Genomic DNA, 16,433 nt, shown 5'->3' with positions numbered 1-16,433 from the left:
GAGCACTAACAAAAACTCTAGGAAATTATCAGTGCTCGGTCTACAGGATTGAGCGTCAACGCTTAACCCTGACAGACAGTCGCTTCGGTAAATCCCTGCTGCTCACGGCACTACCACGCCGCACACGTCACCGGCGAGCTGGGCGTGACTAACTTCTCATCTGAGTACATTTAAGTGCGCACCCGCAAGGCGCGGTTTCGGCCTAGCCAAACCAAAACCCAAGGACGGCTGCGCCTGCGCGCTATCCTTCCGCTGTTAGCTTGCTCCCGCGCAGCGGGTCGATCGGCTTCTGTGGAATCTGTGGGTGTAATCACAGATGTGGGACTCTTCCTCAGTCTATGGTGCAGCCGTTGGAGCGGCTGAATCGTCCCTATACCGCTTAGAAGCCCTGCAGCCGATGCGGTAGGATCAAAAGGGCAATTTTTGTATTCGAGGTCAGCAGTGACAGTTCGTGTTCGTTTAGCGCCGAGTCCGACGGGAAATCTGCACATTGGGACTGCCCGCACCGCTGTATTTAACTGGCTCTATGCCCGCCACCGGGGAGGCAAATTCATTCTCCGGATTGAGGATACTGATCGCGAGCGCTCTCGACCCGAATATACCGAGAATATCCTTGAAGGGTTGCAATGGCTGGGGCTGACATGGGATGAAGGTCCGTATTTCCAAAGCGATCGCCTTGATTTATACCGCCAAGCAATTCAAACCCTTTTGGATAAGGGATTGGCCTACTACTGCTACTGTACCCCCGAAGAACTCGATGCCCTACGCTCAGAGCAAAAAGCCAAGGGGCTAGCCCCCCGCTACGACAACCGTCATCGCCATTTGACCCCACAGGAACAAGCTGCTTTTGAGGCAGCGGGGAGAACCCCCGTCATTCGCTTTAAAATCGAGGACGATCGCCAGATTGAGTGGCAAGATTTGGTGCGCGGTCGGGTCAGTTGGCAGGGGGCTGATCTGGGTGGCGATATGGTGATTGCGCGGGCTGCCCCCCGAGGCGAGATTGGCTATCCCCTCTACAACTTGGTAGTTGTGGTGGATGACATTGCCATGGGCATTACCGATGTCATTCGCGGTGAAGACCACATTGGCAACACACCGAAGCAAATTTTGCTCTACGAAGCCCTTGGCGCCACCCCTCCCAACTTTGCCCATACCCCCTTAATTCTCAACTCAGCCGGACAAAAACTCTCAAAACGGGATGGGGTCACCTCGATTTCTGACTTTCGAGCCATGGGGTACCTAGCTCCCGCTTTGGCCAACTACATGACACTTTTGGGTTGGTCGCCCCCCGAAGGGATGGGGGAACTCTTTACCCTTGATCTAGCAGCTAAGCACTTTAGTTTTGAACGAATTAACAAAGCAGGTGCCCGCTTTGACTGGGATAAGCTCAATTGGCTCAATCGCCAGTACATTCAGCAACTAGAGCCAGAGGAACTTTTGGCGGAACTCATCCCCTTGTGGCAGGGGGCAGGCTATGCCTTTGATGAGGGGAGCGATCGCCCTTGGTTACTGGATCTTGCCCAACTCCTTCAACCTAGTCTCAACACCCTTAAGGAGGCCATTGATCAGGGGGCAGTTTTCTTTCTACCCACTGTTACCTTTGATGCAGAGGCAATGGCGCAACTGAGCCAACCCCAAACTGCAACCATCCTAGCCTATTTACTAGACCACTTACCCTCAGAGCCAACGCTAGCTGTAGAAATGGGGCACCACTTGATTCAGCAGGCCACCAAAGCGGCGGGTGTTAAAAAGGGGGCCACCATGCGATCGCTCCGCGCTGCCCTTACCGGTGCCGTGCATGGACCTGATTTAATGGCCACTTGGCAAATTCTCCACCAACGGGGTTGGGATCAACCGCGACTTGCGGCAGCCTTGAAACAGGTGCAAACTACTTCCTAGGGGTTAGGGGAGCGATCGCAGATCGTTTGGCTTAAATGAGCCCCACTCAAATTTGCTTGAAACAAATTGGCATTCATCAGGTTCGCGCCCCGTGGATCACAATTGGGGCATTGAGCCTTTCTAGGAACTGTTGCGCATAGGCAGGATTTTCGGCATTGGCAACCGCTGGTACAACCAATAACAAAAGAGCTAGAGAAAATACTTGCGGCTCCACTAAAAGATTAAGTTTTGCAAAATTTCGTTCTCTTAAGTGTTGTATTACTTGCGGTGACTATTGCGAAGACTTTTGCAACTCCACAGTAGAAAAGGGCTGTACAGAGGCAACCCGTCCTCAATGAAGAGAAAGGCAAATCAAAGAGTAATAATTTTGCCAAAAGTGCCAACGTGGCCACTAATAGTGTTACCAAAAACCCCACAACCGCGCATCTGTGCCGGCTTGCCGCTGCGAAATCTCCTCCAAGGTGGACTCTACCGTATCAATCCGCTGCCCTAACTGTATGAGCCGCTGCTCGAGTTTGGCTTCTATAGCGTCAATCTGCTGCTGGAGTTTCCCTTCTACTGCATCAATTTTGTCCTCCAATCGCTTCAGCTTTTCATCCATGAGGTTAAAGCGCTCTGTGGTGGTGGCAATGTGGAGTCTAACTTTTTGTCGATTGTTTGGATAGCAGCTTGCATCCCTTGGATGGCATCCAAGACTTGAGTAAGTTCAGAGCGGATGGCAGGTTCGGTCATGATTGACCTAGTTGGAGCAGAAGGAAGGGCTATAAATCTAGCCTCAGCGATCGCCCCGCCCCCCAAACTTGGTTTTAGTTTGTACAAAACAACCCCTGACTCTGAACTCAATTAGTGCCTAATGTTGCAAGTAGCTGGGTACCAAGGGCAAAGCATCCTGAAACAGGGGAGTGCTCAAGTAGCGTTCGCCAAAGCTCGGCTGTACCATGACAATTAACTTGCCCGCATTTTCGGGGCGTTGAGCCACCTGAATTGCAGCACAAAGGGCAGCCCCACTGGAAATGCCAGAGAGGAGGCCTTCTTCACGGGCTAAGCGGCGACCAAAATGAATGGCTTGATCGTCGGAGACAGGGATGACTTCATCAATCAGTTCGCGCTTGAGAACAGGAGGCACAAAGCCGGCGCCAATGCCTTGAATTTTATGGGGTCCCGGTTTGCCACCTGAAAGGACAGGACTGTTGCTAGGTTCGACGGCAATCGCCTGAAAACTGGGCTTCTTGGCTTTAATCACTTCCGCCACTCCCGTAATCGTGCCGCCGGTGCCCACTCCCGCCACCAAAATATCCACTTGACCATTCGTATCTTGCCAAATTTCCAGGGCAGTGGTTTCACGGTGAATCTTGGGATTGGCGGGATTTTTGAACTGTTGCAACATGAAGGCATCTTCAAGGGAGGCAGCAATTTCTTCAGCGCGACGAATCGCGCCGCTCATCCCTTCAGTGCCGGGTGTCAAATCTAGCTCTGCCCCATAGGCGCGCAGCATGGCACGCCGCTCTGCACTCATTGTTTCCGGCATCGTCAGAATCAAACGGTACCCCTTTGCCGCCGCCACCATTGCCAAGGCAATGCCCGTATTCCCTGAGGTGGGTTCCACAAGCACGGTTTTGCCGGGGGCAATGAGACCCGCTGCTTCTGCCTCCTGAATCATGCTCAAACCAATGCGATCCTTCACCGAAGCTGCAGGATTCATGCTCTCTAGTTTGACAACAATTTGTGCCACGCAGCCTTCAGCTTGGGGAATGCGGTTCAAGCGCACAAGGGGGGTGCGACCAATGAGGGCAGTAATATCAGGGGCAATATTCATGGACGAGCAATCTCCAAACTCAACAGAAAACTTGCGGCGCAATCATTTAATCTTGGATTACCTTAGATGTAGTACATGACATCCGCTTGCTGGTAAGCCTGCCGGCGATCGCACAAGTCTTGTAGCGTATGCTTTCTCAAGACCTCGTTGGCAGCAGCGCAGGCCTCTAGCCATATCGAACGGATCAGACTGCGCGCCAAATCACCACTGTCAGGCAGCTTTTGTTCTAGCTTCGAGTCCATTCCCTCAATACAGTTGAGCACATCTAAAATTGAAATTTGCCAAGGGGCTTTTGCCAGCAAGTAGCCACCCCGTGCGCCCCGCTGACTGCGAATGAGACCTTTGCGGCGCAAAGTCGCCATCAGTTGCTCTAAATAGCGATCAGGAATGTTATGCATGGCAGCAATTTGGCGAATTTGTAGCGGTTCCGCCTGTTTATAGGCCGTTGACATTTCCAAAAGCGCCAAGAGGGCGTACTCACTTTTGGCAGACAGTTCCACAAGACGTTTGGCACAAGCACGACATTGGGCAGATTGCCCGGCCTGTATTATATCCTACTTCTTGATCGGGATTGAGGAGATTCTTACGAATCTTTACTCCGGAGCAGATTGAAACCCCAGACATTCATTCCTTCATGTTGAGAAGCAGGCTAGACTTAAGAGGAGCTCTAGGTGCATGCCCCAGTCTGCCCAATGGTAAGAATTCTAGCCATTGAAACCAGTTGCGATGAAACCGCTGCTGCCGTCGTGCGCGATCGCGCCATTGAAAGTAATGTGATTGCCTCCCAAGTGGGTGCTCATCAGCCCTTTGGCGGTGTCGTACCGGAAGTGGCCTCCCGTGCCCACTTAGAAAACATCAACACAGTCATTGCAGCAGCGATGAGTGAAGCGGCCTGCGATTGGTCAACCATTGATGCCATTGCCGTCACCTGTGCCCCCGGTCTGGTGGGCTCCCTCCTAATTGGGGTCATGGCGGCAAAAACCCTTGCCCTTGTGAAACAAAAACCGCTTCTGGGAATTCACCATCTTGAGGGGCATCTCTATGCCTCCTACTTAGCAGAGCCAAGCCTTGAGCCGCCGTTTCTTTGTCTGTTGGTTTCGGGCGGGCACACCAGTCTCATTGGCGTGTATGGCTGTGGCGAGTACCGGCTTTTTGGACAAACGCGGGACGATGCGGCGGGGGAAGCCTACGACAAGGTGGCGCGCCTTTTAGGGTTAGGGTATCCAGGCGGGCCTGTTCTGGATCGCTTGGCGCAGGAGGGCAATCCAGATGCCTTTGAGCTGCCGGAGGGAAATATCCGCTTACCCGATGGGAAGGTGCATCCCTACGACTCCAGCTTTAGTGGCCTCAAAACCGCAGTGGCACGCCTAGTGGCGGAGCTACGTCAAAATTGTAACGAACTGCCCGTGGCCGACCTAGCGGCTAGTTTTCAAAAGGCAGTGGCCCAAGCCTTGACCAAGCGGGCGATCGCAGCAGCGGTGGATCATGGATTCAAAACCCTAGCCATTGGGGGGGGAGTAGCAGCCAATTCTGGACTGCGACAACACCTGAGGGCGGCCGCGGAACCCTTGGGACTACAGTTAATTTTTCCGCCACTGCGGTTGTGTACCGACAATGCGGCAATGATTGGCTGTGCGGCGGTGGACCATTTCCAGCGGGGCGATCGCTCCCCTTTAGAGCTAACAGCGCGTTCACGCCTCAGCTTGCCAGAGATTTCTACGCTCTACGCAGCCACACCCCTCGCAGTGAGTTGAGCGCCATCGATCCTAAAAAGAACGCTAGTTGACAAACAACAATACTCGGTCCGGATGGCCAGTTCATTCCTGCTGACACTAGCATGCCAACAATCGCACTGCCCACTCCCACTAGGGCTGCTAAAACCACATACTGGGAAAATTGCCGACTCCACAGGCGTGCCCCACAGGCGGGAATCACCACAAAGGCACTAATGAGCAATACCCCCACAGTCTTAATCGAGACGGCAACCGCTAAGGCCAATAGGGTGATAAACAGCAGCCGTTGCAGTCCCACCGCTACCCCCTGCGCCACTGCCAAGGCTTCATTCACTGTGATTAACAATTGCACCCGCAACGTCAGCAGGATGAAAATGCCCACAATGGTACAAAGTGTGCCACTCATAACGAGATCAACTGGGCGCACTGCCAAAATATCGCCAAATAGTAAGTTATTCACCCCTCCCTGATAGCGATCGCTGATACTCAGCAAAATCACCGCCACCGCCAATGAAGCCGAATAAATAATATTTAGGAGGGCATCCGTCCACAGCCGCGTATGCTCCAGCAGATACGTTACCCCTAGGGCAAAGATTACGGCAAAGGGCAACAACATCACTGAAGGATTGAGGCCAAGCATAATCCCTAAGCTAATTCCCAGTAGTGCCGAATGCCCCAAGGCATCGCTAAAAAAGGAGAGTTGCCGCAGGATGGTAAAGCTACCGAGGGCACCCGCCATTCCTCCGGTTAAGATCCCTGCCCACAGCGCCCGTTGCATAAAGGGCAACTGCAACAGATCAATCATTCGTTCCAAGATCATGCGAACTGGTTAGGGCGTGCCAAAGGGTAATAGAAGAATAATATGCTATTCAACAAAGTGGTTGTGAGGATAGGGCTGCGTGTATCGTCTGCTGGCGCCTGCCAAAATTAATCTCTTTTTACAAATTGTTGGCAATTGCTTGGATGGCAGTGGCTACCATGAATTGGTCATGGTAATGCAGGCGGTCTCCCTTATGGATCGCATTGAACTCATGCCGCGGCGCGATCGCCAGATTAAAATTCGTTGCACCAGCGCCGCCGTTCCCTGCGATCAGCGCAATTTGGCCTATCAAGCAGCAGCCCTCCTACAGCGTCATTTTCCCGATTGCCAGGGCGTTGAAATTTTTATTGAAAAACGGATTCCTGTAGGGGCTGGTTTGGCTGGGGGGTCAACCAATGGTGCAGCCGTACTTGTAGGCTTGGATCTTCTGTGGCACTTGGGACTTACCCAAGAGGAATTGCAGCACTTTGCCGAGCAATTGGGCGCCGATGTACCCTTCTGTCTGCAAGGGGGGACAGCCTTAGCCCTAGGACGGGGTGAACAGTTGACCCCCCTCCCTGACCTCCAGGGCTTGAGTGTGGTCTTGGGCAAGTATCGCTCCCTCAGTGTGGCTACCCCTTGGGCCTATCAAACCTATCGCCAGGAATTCGCTGCCACCTATGCCCAGACTCCCAGCGAGCAGGAAAAGGCACGTCAGGAGGGGGGATCCGCAACCCTGTTACAGGCAATTCAGCAGCATGACCTTCCGACATTGGCTGCCAGCCTCCGCAATGATTTGGAGAAAGTCGTCCTCCCCCGCTACCCTTTGGTGGCTCAACTGCGGGAGCAGTTTCTACAAGCGGGGGCGATCGCCAGTATGATGTCGGGATCCGGGCCCACAGTTTTTGCCCTCGCGCCCTCTGCGGATGAAGGCTACACCATCATGCAGCGGGTACGGCGCGCCCTACCAGACCCCGACCTTGATCTATGGGTTTGTGAGTGCTGTCCCCACGGTATTCAGTTGGAAACGCCCTAGGCAAACTCCTCCAGATAGTCTTGAATTTCCCGCCGCCGCTGGGGCTGCCGTAATTTTTGCAGGGCACGGTGCTCAATTTGGCGAATCCGTTCCCGACTCAGTCCCAGCAGTGCCGCAATTTCCACTATCTCAAGGGCAGGTTGTTCCCCTAGACCATAGCGCAGTTCCATCACTTGGCGCTCACGGGGCGATAAATCACTGAGGAGTTGCTTCAAAGCGGTACGCAGGGACTCGCGCATGATGACTTCATTGGGGGTGGGTGCGGTGGATTCAATCAGCTCCTGCAATTCTGTTTCTTGATCAGAGCCAACCCGCTGTTCTAAGGCAACAGATTTGGGAACGGCGATCAGCACCTCTCGCACCTGTGACACCTCAAGATTCAGTTCTTGAGCAATATCCGCCAGACTCGGCATCCCGCCCTGTTGCGCAGCAAGGCGCCGTTGAGCACGCTTAATTTTATTGAGTTTTTCTACCATGTGGATTGGCAGACGGATCGTACGACTTTGACTGGCCACAGCACGGGTGACACTTTGGCGAATCCACCAGTAGGCATAGGTGCTAAAGCGAAACCCTTTTGTTGGATCGAATTTTTCAACAGCACGTTCTAGACCTAAGTTCCCCTCTTGAATGAGATCTAGAAACTCAACGCCGCGATGCTGATATTTTTTAGCAATGTTTACCACTAAACGCAGATTGGCCTGCAGTAGTTGTGCTTTTGCTCGTTGTCCTTGACGCTCAATGCGCTGAAGTTCATCCAGCGTGATCTTCGCTGCCTGAGCCCAAGCCTGACGACCCGCCTGGACTTGCCTTTGCAGCTCAGTCATGCTCATGTTGAGCAGGGACGCCCATTCGGCACGGCTTAGGCGTCGCCCCAACTGCTGCTGCTGGCGATCGCGGGCGACAACAGCGGCCACATAGCGTTTGATTTGAGGATGATCGGACTGATCTCGCACTGCGAGCAGGGCTTGGTACTGCTGAATCTGTTGGGCAAGGTTCAGTTCTTGACTAGGCGTGAGCAAGGGGACACGGCCAATTTCCTGTAAATACTGCCGCACCAAGTCCGTTGTCAATGGACGGTGGGACAAGCATTGAATCGGGATAGCCACCATAGGACAACTCAAACTCACAACATCGAGAATTCAGCTCGACAGTGGTATTCTCTGTCCCGCGTCAGGGTGGCAGCAGTGATGGAGCAGTTGCCAGAGTTGTGATATGGATCAACCTATTCTGCGCTTTCCGATGAACCGGTCATGAGTTTTGTAGCTTGAGACGGCTGCTCCTTGAGAATTGTGGTATCAATTACGAAGGGCAATCGAGCGGCTCTCAGACCGCGCTTGATCACAGCAAGGGTTTCTGGAAAAAGAACAAAGAGGGGAAACTGCCGATTGGCGCCCTCGCTAAAGACATCCCGATGCTGCAAAGGCATTTCCCAGCTATAACTGCGACTAAGGAGCACTTGGGACTGCCGCCAGCGGGTCAGAAGTTCGGTAAAGCTTTCCCCAGGACGGTGGATAAAGACGAGCAGTTCAATGTCAGTTGTAACCTTCCACGCTGGATCGCACATGACAAAGACCAGATCACAGGGCACCATCACCGACTTCACTTGGGGACGTTGGTTTGTTGTCGTGGCCGCTGGAACCTGAATGCGGGCGATCGGCAGCGGAATTGGAATTAAACTTTCCTGCGGCCGCCGCATACTGGGAATCATTTCTAGGTACGGGCGATATTGCCGCAGCAGTTCTGTTGCGTGCAGCGGATCTGTGTAGCGAACCAAGGTGTGTTCGTAGAGGTTGGGGGCGATCGCCATAGTAGGAATACAACCTTTTTTCTAAAATATGGCCTAGCTCAAGTAGGTGACATCTCTCCTGCTCAACTAGTCAACTACCCTCAACTCACTGCCTGCTGCGCCAGTTGCTCCAGTTGCGGCAAACTAAGAATTTGCAATTCTTGCTTGGCGGCATCGATTTTTAGCCAGTTTTTTGCCACCAGCTTATTCAGCAGTTGCTGAGCCTCCTCCACGCCAATGCTTGCCACATCCGCTAAATCTTTAACGGGTACATTGAAAATGACGGCTGTGTTGGCATTTGCCTCTTGCTGCTGACCATAGCGCCGTGCCAAGTTCACCAAAACATGGGCCAGCTTTACAGCGGGGGGTTGGTGCAATAGCTCAATGCGGGCATTGGTCTGGCGTAGCCGTTGTGCCATTAATTGCAGCATCCGATAGTGCAAATCCGGCTCGCGGCGCAGGACATGGACAAATTTTTGCGCGGGTACGGACAAGACTTCCGCCGGACAGAGCGCCACCACATCCGTCGAGCGGGGTGATTGATCAAGAATAGCCATTTCACCAAAAAAATCTCCCGGCCCAAGGATTGCCAGTGTCATGAAATCCCCATTGGCCAGTAGTCGCCGTACCTTCACCCAGCCTGAGAGGATAAAGTAAACCGCATTCCCCCACGCATCTTCAATCAGAATGGCACGCCCTGCAGGATAGGTGTTACGCCAAGCCACTGAGAGCATTGAGGCAAGTGCCTCTTGGGAACCAACATTAAACAGGGGAAAAAGTTGACTAAAGTTCTCAACCTCAGTACTTGACATAACAACCTTTAGACACCAATGACATATTTGCGCCACTCTTGATGAGTGCCCGTGCGTACGTGCTTGGTCACTTCAAAGTACAAGCTGCTAATGGGGCGGCGGGGGGTTTGTCGTAGGGGCATATTTGCTTCCTGGGGAGTGCGATTCCCTTTTTTGACATTACAGCGAACACAGGCGGTCACAATATTCTCCCACGTGTCACCGCCCCCTCGTGACTTGGGAATAACGTGATCCAGAGTCAAATCCTCGCCTGTATAGCCGCAGTACTGGCAGGAGTGGCCATCTCGATGCAGGATATTGCGGCGGGTAAGGGGAATTTCTTTGTAGGGAGTAACAACGTAGTGCCGCAGACGAATCACCGTTGGCAAGGGGAAATTGTTATAAACCATCTTGCCGTTGTGCTCGACTTGCTCTGCCTTCCCCTTGATTAAAAGGACAACTGCCCGTTGCCAACTCGTAATATTGAGTGGTTCATAGGAAGCATTGAGTACCAGAACCTTCGCCATATCCGTTGACACGTGGCATTCTCTCAGATGGTAGCATATCCTTTGTTATTGGAGTAACACCTGAGAAGATTTTAGTAGTGCCCCCTTCTCTAAGCTCGTGATAGTCTGACAAAAGTCTCTTCCTCGTTACTTGCGTTTTCAATGGCCACTAGGTCTTTAGCAGCACTGCTGCAACCGGATTTAATTCTTGAAACCACAATTGAACAGTTGCCCCTGAGTCTGTTGGCAAAATATCAGCTGCGGGGCATGGTGCTGGATGTAGATGATACGCTCCTCCCTACATGGGATGCGGAGGTGCCGCCGAACATTCTGGCGTGGCTCCAGGAGATTAAGCATCAAATGCCCATCTGGCTAGTGAGCAATAATTTGAACCATCGCCGCATTGAACGGATTGCCCAGCAAGTGGAGTTGCCCTTTTTGATGGGGGCGGGCAAGCCCTCGCGGCGGAAGATTCGTCAGGCTGTGCAAGCAATGAATTTGCCCTATAATCAGGTGGCCATGGTGGGCGATCGCCTGTTTACAGATATTTTGGTGGGTAATCGCTTGGGAATGTTTACGATACTGGTGCAGCCGATTATCTCGCGGCGCTTTGATGGGAAGTCTTGGGTGCGCAATTTAGAGTTTTGGCTAGCACGACAACTGGGAACACCGCTAGCGATCGCCCCCTCCCCTGAGAATTAGCTTTTTTTGTGCAAGTAATTCACCAGTGCCCGTAACCCCAACAAATAGCTGTCAGCACCAAAGCCGGCAATTTGACCAATCGCCACAGGAGCAATGTAGGAGTGATGGCGAAAAGTTTCCCGCTGATGAATATTACTCAGGTGAACTTCGACAGTTGGCAAGGCAACCGCAGCAATTGCATCTCGTAAAGCCACGCTGGTATGGGTGTAGGCTGCGGGGTTAATCAAAATTCCCTGAGCACGACCCACTGCCCCCTGAATGGCGTCCACTAAGACCCCTTCGTGATTAGATTGGAGGCACTCAATGGTTATCCCTAACTCCCCTGCCAAAACCTGTAGGGATTGGTTGATACTCGCCAGTGTTACAACCCCATAAATTTCTGGCTCCCGTTGCCCCAGCAGATTTAAGTTCGGGCCATGGAGCACCAAGATATGAAAAGCCAAGCTTGAGCTAACCGTTTAAGACAGCAAGGATAACAACATTCTGTATGGAGGGAACTATTGGCGATCGCGTACTGGAATCGGAATGGGTTCCAATTCAGGGGTAGGCTCGGTGCCACCGAGAAGTTCCAAGAGTTTTTTTAACCACGATTTGAGGGTGTCAAGCAGGCTCTCTAGATAATCCATTGATGTCCCTACTGTATCGCTATAGAACTTGTAGATGCCTTTCTTCGGAATAAGGACGAAAAAGGCATCATAATCTTAAGCTAGCACAATCTTTTTGAATCGACAGCCAATCAATTTAAAAGTTTTTAAGACTTCTGGAAGCCAAGACCATGGCTAGCGGCGTAGCGATCCATAAAGCGAATAAAGCGATCCCACTCTTGGGGACTGCGCATGGTGTAGGTGGCCTCAATCGCCACAGGTTGCCCATTGATAAATTTGGCGTTTACATCACGGGTAACAATTTCTCCTTCCTCGTCAATCATATACATTCCCGTTACTTCAAGGTTACCCTCTTGGACAATTTTAGGGTTATCAAAGTAAAACATGGCTTGGCCACTGCTGCCATCCCGTGCCCGCGTTAAACGCACATCGGGAACGACTTCTTCGTTAATACCGCGAATGAATTGGATTTCTGCCATTGCCCTAACACTTCAAGCAATACTTTTATTTAGGATACCTGTATCGGGGACAACTCAGACCAAGAAATCCCGCCGCAAACTGTAAATCACCCATTCGGGTTGCTCTAGATGGGGCAAGACCCCTGCTTTGGGGATGGCTTGAAACTGTTGTAGGCGATCGCAGGCGGTGGCATAGAGTCGCTCCCCCAAAGAAAGGGGTGTGAGCTTCGCCTTTTCGCCCCAGAGGATCACAGTGGGGATCGTCAACTGCGGTAAATACTGGCTCAAATCAAAGGAGAGATTTCCCTTGAGGGTGGCCAGGGTCGCCCATTCGGCATTGGGACGACAGGCGGCGTCTAAGTAGGCCTCTACGGTTTCTGGACGCAGCCGCTGCGGATTGGCAAAAATAAACTGGCTGAGGAAGTTGCGTACAGCCAAGGGGTTAGCAGCAGCAACTGTGTAGATGAGGCGGTCGAGAATTGGCACATTCAGCAGCGCATTGGCGATCGCCTGCCCTTGATCTTCGCCAAAGTCATTGAACCCGCTGGGACAGACCAAGCACAAACGCTTAAAAAGATGGGGTTGCTGAATCGCTAACCGCACGACAATCCCTGCCGTTAGGGACGAAGCAACAACCGTCACGGGCGTTCCCAGCATTCGCAGTAGTTCAGCAATCATTAGCCAGTAGTCACTACTGGTGTAGTCGCGGGCCGGATGATCCGACTCACCCCAACCAATAAGGTCTGGGGCAACAACACGGTAGTGGGGTGCAAAGGCCGGATACACCTGCGACCATTCATAGTGACTAGAGCCACCCCCCAAACTGTGAAGAAAGACAAGGGGAGGTCGAGACTGCACTTGACCCCAGTAGCGATCGCTGGGGGTGTAATAGACCATGCGACCCATACTGGTGCGAAAACTTTGCTGGACAAACGTGGGCGGGCAAAAAGCCATATTATTTCAAGGGGCGAATTAAATAGCCACAGCGATGCTCGCCATCCACAATCCAATGGGTACGCTCGACGGCACAATCCCCAAGGGCGATCGCAAACATCTCTAACTCATGATGACAGACGCTGGGAAAAGATTGGGCAACAGCGGAAATCGCACAATTATATTCTGTAAATAAATAGGCATCTTGGGAATCCTGCACCGGATAGAACTCCGCCATATAGCCCTCCTGCCGCCGCAGCGCCACCAGCCGTGCCAGCCGTTCTGCTAAAGTGCCGCTTCCCATCTGCTCCCGATAGGCCAGCGCCTTGCGCTGCCAAGCTGCCTGTAACACATCTTGCATCTGCTCAGGGCCAAGGGTTGCTGCTACGGATTCCAAGAGTTCAACCGCAAAGCCCTTTGTCTGACTACATTGTTGGCGCAGTTGCAGTTGCCGTAGTTCTTCCCGTCCCGCCTCGCTAATCGTGTAACGGTATTGGGGACGCCCCACTGTACCCGACAGGACTTCGTAGGTCACCAGTTGCTCCGCCTCTAGATCTTTAAGATGCCGCCGCACCGCTTGCGGACTAATAGCCAGTTGTGCTGCCAACTCCTGGGCACTGAGGTGACCGTCGCGGAGAAGGCAGTGTAAGATGTCCTGTTTAGTATCTGACGTGAGCGTCACACAACGCCCCCTTGACTAAAACAACCGTTTTGTTGCTAAATTAGTCTTATGGATAAAGCAACTATCTTGTTGCTTAATATACTCTAAATTTTGCCCATTCCTTCACTCAAGAGAACACTCGATGTCGGCAACGGTACAATCCCTCGTCAATCAGCCTTACAAATACGGCTTTGTCACTCAAATTGAGACCGAAACAATTCCTGCGGGTCTCAATGAAGACATTATCCGCCTCATCTCTGCCAAAAAGAACGAGCCAGAGTTCATGCTGGAGTTTCGCCTGCGTGCCTATCGCCAATGGCTGAAGATGAGCGAACCCACGTGGCCGCGGGTGAGCTATCCCCCCATTAACTACCAAGACATCGTCTATTACTCGGCTCCGAAACAGAAGGAAAAGCTAAAAAGCTTGGATGAAGTAGATCCTGTCCTGCTGGAAACCTTTGAAAAACTGGGGATTCCCCTCTCAGAGCAAAAGCGGCTGACCAATGTTGCCGTAGATGCCATTTTCGATAGCGTGTCGGTGGCCACCACATTCCGTGCAGAGTTGGCCAAGGAGGGGATCATTTTCTGCTCCATTTCCGAAGCGCTCCACGAATATCCCGCCTTGGTGCAGAAATACTTGGGCAGTGTTGTCCCCATTGGTGATAACTTCTATGCTGCTTTGAACTCAGCTGTCTTTTCCGATGGCTCCTTTGTCTATATTCCCAAGAACACCCGCTGTCCGATGGAGCTATCTACCTATTTCCGCATTAACAATGGTGAGTCGGGGCAGTTTGAGCGCACGCTAATTATTGCTGATGAAGGTAGCTATGTGAGCTACCTTGAGGGTTGTACTGCTCCTATGTTCGACACCAATCAACTCCATGCAGCCGTGGTAGAACTCGTTGCCCTTGACAATGCCGAAATCAAATACTCCACAGTGCAAAACTGGTATGCTGGGGATGAAAATGGCAAAGGGGGCATCTACAACTTTGTAACCAAACGTGGACTCTGCCTTGGCCGCAACTCCAAGATCTCTTGGACACAGGTGGAAACAGGATCAGCGATTACTTGGAAGTACCCCAGTTGTGTCTTGGTGGGGGATAATTCCGTGGGTGAATTCTACTCCGTTGCCCTCACAAATAATTACCAGCAAGCGGATACGGGTACCAAGATGATTCACATTGGTAAGAATACCCGCAGCACCATTATCTCAAAGGGGATCTCTGCAGGGCACTCCCAAAATAGCTACCGCGGTTTGGTGAAAATTGGTCCGAAAGCAACGGGGGCACGCAACTACTCCCAATGTGATTCGATGCTTATTGGTGATACGGCAGCCGCTAACACGTTCCCCTATATTCAGGTACAAAACTCCACGGCACAGGTGGAGCATGAGGCCTCAACGTCAAAAATTGGTGAGGATCAACTCTTCTACTTTGCCCAGCGGGGAATTTCTGCCGAAGATGCGGTCTCAATGATGATTAGTGGCTTCTGTCGCGATGTCTTTAACCAATTGCCGATGGAATTTGCGGTCGAAGCTGATCGTCTCCTGAGTTTGAAGCTAGAGGGCAGTGTGGGCTAGGGGTTTTAAGGGGTTCCCGGAAACAGACGCCACACCTTGATGGTGCTGTCTTCACTGGCGGAGATCAGCTGATCCTGACCAAAGACCACACTGTACACAGCGCCAGAATGTCCCTTGAGGTTGCGTAATGGCTGACCAGAGAGGGACCAAAGTTTGACGGTTTGATCGCCGTGACCACTGGCTATGGTGCTACCATCGGGACTCACCGCCACGCTAAAGACTTGGCCGCCTTCACTGCCAAATTGGTGCTGCAGTTCCCCGGTAGTTAAATTCCAGACTTTAATGCCGTCCTTGTCACTACCGCTAATTAGTTGACTGCTGTCGGGGGTGAAGGCGAGGCTATTGACATCGCTAGTGTGTCCTTCGAGGGTGCGCAGGAGTCGGCGGGAGGGGAGATCCCAAATACGGATTAGCGTATCCACGCCCCCGGTGGCCAAAAAACGCCCATCTCGACTGATGGCAACACTGAGCATGATGCCCTCATTGCCTTTTAGGGTGGTGATTTCCTGCTGGCTAGGGACATCCCACAGTTTAACGGTGTGATCATAGCTGGCACTGGCAAGGGTACGACCATCGGGGCTGAGGGCTAAACCATTGACAAAATCTTGATGACCACTGAGGGTGGCTTGGAGCTGGCGATCGCCCACTCTCCATAGCTTAATTGTTTTGTCTTTGCTGCCGCTAATCACCGTTTGACCGTCGGGAGTGATCACAAGGGCATAGATCCAGTCAGTGTGATCCTTCACTTGTCCTAGGGCAGTTCCCGTAGCCAAGTTCCAAAAGTACAACTTGAGATCGTCCCCACCACTGACGAGTAAATTGCCATCGGGACTGAGAGCAATCGCGTTCACTTCATCTTGATGGCCGCGCAGTGTCGTAGCAAGGGCAATTTTTTGCCACTTGGAGGTGGTGGTCTCTGTGGGGAAGCCACCGTTGTGATCAGGGGAAGAGGGGAGCCAGCGTTGACTGAGCTGCCAATAGGCCAGTCCTGCGATCAAGCCGCTGATCACAAGCGTGCTCAAAAGAAGTCGAAGATCAGAACTGCCTTTGTTACTCATCTGTCCCGTCTCTCAATAGCTTGCAAAAGGGCTGTGCCCTACATTAACAATAAAGGCTGTGGCGTGTTTTT

At 52.2% G+C, this 16,433-nt stretch carries 20 protein-coding genes; 5 read left to right on the top strand and 15 right to left on the bottom strand.

What is annotated here, in order from left to right:
* Positions 1-441: 441 nt before the first annotated feature.
* Complete coding sequence (gene gltX / locus P3X23_RS05255; protein WP_300873849.1) at positions 442-1,899, top strand: glutamate--tRNA ligase; 1,458 nt, start codon at positions 442-444, stop codon at positions 1,897-1,899.
* Here the strand turns inward: gltX and P3X23_RS11960 are convergent.
* The 4 genes from P3X23_RS11960 to P3X23_RS05240 form a co-directional block, all read right to left on the bottom strand.
* Positions 1,896-1,976, bottom strand: a complete 81-nt coding sequence (locus P3X23_RS11960; RefSeq protein ID WP_367186523.1) for a pentapeptide repeat-containing protein — start codon at positions 1,974-1,976, stop codon at positions 1,896-1,898. The genes gltX and P3X23_RS11960 overlap by 4 nt on opposite strands.
* Before the next feature lie 323 nt (positions 1,977-2,299).
* The gene (locus P3X23_RS05250; protein WP_300873846.1) at positions 2,300-2,500 is read right to left on the bottom strand and encodes a hypothetical protein; all 201 of its coding nucleotides are present in this window, start codon (positions 2,498-2,500) and stop codon (positions 2,300-2,302) included.
* A 249-nt stretch (positions 2,501-2,749) separates the two neighbouring features.
* A complete protein-coding gene (gene cysK / locus P3X23_RS05245) occupies positions 2,750-3,715 on the bottom strand; it encodes a cysteine synthase A (RefSeq protein ID WP_300873844.1) in 966 nt (321 codons plus the stop codon).
* Positions 3,716-3,777: 62 nt separating this feature from the next.
* Positions 3,778-4,215: an Rrf2 family transcriptional regulator gene (locus P3X23_RS05240; protein ID WP_300873842.1), complete on the bottom strand. Its 438-nt coding sequence runs from the start codon at positions 4,213-4,215 to the stop codon at positions 3,778-3,780.
* Between the two features lie 192 nt (positions 4,216-4,407).
* On the opposite strand from P3X23_RS05240, the gene tsaD reads away from it, so the two are divergent.
* Complete coding sequence (gene tsaD, locus P3X23_RS05235) at positions 4,408-5,469, top strand: tRNA (adenosine(37)-N6)-threonylcarbamoyltransferase complex transferase subunit TsaD (RefSeq protein ID WP_300873850.1); 1,062 nt, start codon at positions 4,408-4,410, stop codon at positions 5,467-5,469.
* Here the strand turns inward: tsaD and P3X23_RS05230 are convergent.
* Positions 5,432-6,268: a metal ABC transporter permease gene (locus tag P3X23_RS05230; RefSeq protein WP_300873840.1), complete on the bottom strand. Its 837-nt coding sequence runs from the start codon at positions 6,266-6,268 to the stop codon at positions 5,432-5,434. The two genes, tsaD and P3X23_RS05230, sit on opposite strands and share 38 nt — an antisense overlap.
* 79 nt (positions 6,269-6,347) lie before the next feature.
* On the opposite strand from P3X23_RS05230, the gene ispE reads away from it, so the two are divergent.
* Positions 6,348-7,283 carry a 4-(cytidine 5'-diphospho)-2-C-methyl-D-erythritol kinase gene (ispE, locus tag P3X23_RS05225; protein ID WP_300873837.1) on the top strand — a complete coding sequence of 312 codons (936 nt, stop codon included), beginning with the start codon at positions 6,348-6,350 and terminating at the stop codon, positions 7,281-7,283.
* Here the strand turns inward: ispE and P3X23_RS05220 are convergent.
* From P3X23_RS05220 to P3X23_RS05205, 4 genes are all read right to left on the bottom strand, one after another.
* A complete protein-coding gene (locus P3X23_RS05220) occupies positions 7,280-8,392 on the bottom strand; it encodes an RNA polymerase sigma factor, RpoD/SigA family (protein ID WP_300873835.1) in 1,113 nt (370 codons plus the stop codon). The two genes, ispE and P3X23_RS05220, sit on opposite strands and share 4 nt — an antisense overlap.
* A gap of 113 nt (positions 8,393-8,505) precedes the next feature.
* The gene (locus P3X23_RS05215; RefSeq protein WP_300873832.1) at positions 8,506-9,090 is read right to left on the bottom strand and encodes a hypothetical protein; all 585 of its coding nucleotides are present in this window, start codon (positions 9,088-9,090) and stop codon (positions 8,506-8,508) included.
* 80 nt (positions 9,091-9,170) lie between these two features.
* Complete coding sequence (locus P3X23_RS05210) at positions 9,171-9,881, bottom strand: Crp/Fnr family transcriptional regulator (protein WP_300873830.1); 711 nt, start codon at positions 9,879-9,881, stop codon at positions 9,171-9,173.
* A gap of 8 nt (positions 9,882-9,889) precedes the next feature.
* Positions 9,890-10,387 carry an HNH endonuclease gene (locus tag P3X23_RS05205; protein ID WP_300873828.1) on the bottom strand — a complete coding sequence of 166 codons (498 nt, stop codon included), beginning with the start codon at positions 10,385-10,387 and terminating at the stop codon, positions 9,890-9,892.
* A 141-nt stretch (positions 10,388-10,528) separates the two neighbouring features.
* Here P3X23_RS05205 and P3X23_RS05200 point away from each other — a divergent pair, with 141 nt between their 5' ends.
* Positions 10,529-11,068, top strand: a complete 540-nt coding sequence (locus tag P3X23_RS05200; protein WP_300873826.1) for a YqeG family HAD IIIA-type phosphatase — start codon at positions 10,529-10,531, stop codon at positions 11,066-11,068.
* Here the strand turns inward: P3X23_RS05200 and aroQ are convergent.
* The 5 genes from aroQ to sufR form a co-directional block, all read right to left on the bottom strand.
* Positions 11,065-11,511, bottom strand: a complete 447-nt coding sequence (aroQ, locus tag P3X23_RS05195; RefSeq protein ID WP_300873824.1) for a type II 3-dehydroquinate dehydratase — start codon at positions 11,509-11,511, stop codon at positions 11,065-11,067. The genes P3X23_RS05200 and aroQ overlap by 4 nt on opposite strands.
* Positions 11,512-11,565: 54 nt before the next feature.
* Entirely contained in the window at positions 11,566-11,694 is a 129-nt protein-coding gene (locus P3X23_RS05190; protein ID WP_300873821.1) for a hypothetical protein, read from the bottom strand.
* Positions 11,695-11,819: 125 nt separating this feature from the next.
* Entirely contained in the window at positions 11,820-12,152 is a 333-nt protein-coding gene (gene psb28, locus P3X23_RS05185; protein WP_300873819.1) for a photosystem II reaction center protein Psb28, read from the bottom strand.
* A gap of 54 nt (positions 12,153-12,206) precedes the next feature.
* A complete protein-coding gene (locus P3X23_RS05180; protein ID WP_300873817.1) occupies positions 12,207-13,085 on the bottom strand; it encodes an alpha/beta hydrolase in 879 nt (292 codons plus the stop codon).
* 1 nt (position 13,086) lies between these two features.
* Positions 13,087-13,746, bottom strand: coding sequence for an iron-sulfur cluster biosynthesis transcriptional regulator SufR (gene sufR / locus P3X23_RS05175; RefSeq protein WP_300873814.1), 660 nt, complete (start codon positions 13,744-13,746; stop codon positions 13,087-13,089).
* Between the two features lie 121 nt (positions 13,747-13,867).
* Between sufR and sufB the strand changes: the two genes are divergently transcribed.
* A complete protein-coding gene (sufB, locus tag P3X23_RS05170) occupies positions 13,868-15,304 on the top strand; it encodes a Fe-S cluster assembly protein SufB (protein WP_300873811.1) in 1,437 nt (478 codons plus the stop codon).
* A 5-nt stretch (positions 15,305-15,309) separates the two neighbouring features.
* Here sufB and P3X23_RS05165 read toward each other — a convergent pair whose 3' ends face one another.
* On the bottom strand, positions 15,310-16,314 hold the full coding sequence (locus P3X23_RS05165; protein ID WP_300873809.1) for a WD40 repeat domain-containing protein: 1,005 nt from the start codon (positions 16,312-16,314) through the stop codon (positions 15,310-15,312).
* Positions 16,315-16,433: the final 119 nt, after the last annotated feature.

The sequence above is a fragment of the Thermosynechococcus sp. Uc genome (genome assembly GCF_029335995.1).
In the GTDB taxonomy this organism is placed as follows: domain Bacteria; phylum Cyanobacteriota; class Cyanobacteriia; order Thermosynechococcales; family Thermosynechococcaceae; genus Thermosynechococcus.
The sequence above is the reverse complement of the archived record's forward strand: the minus strand, read 5'-3'. Positions and strand labels throughout refer to the sequence as shown.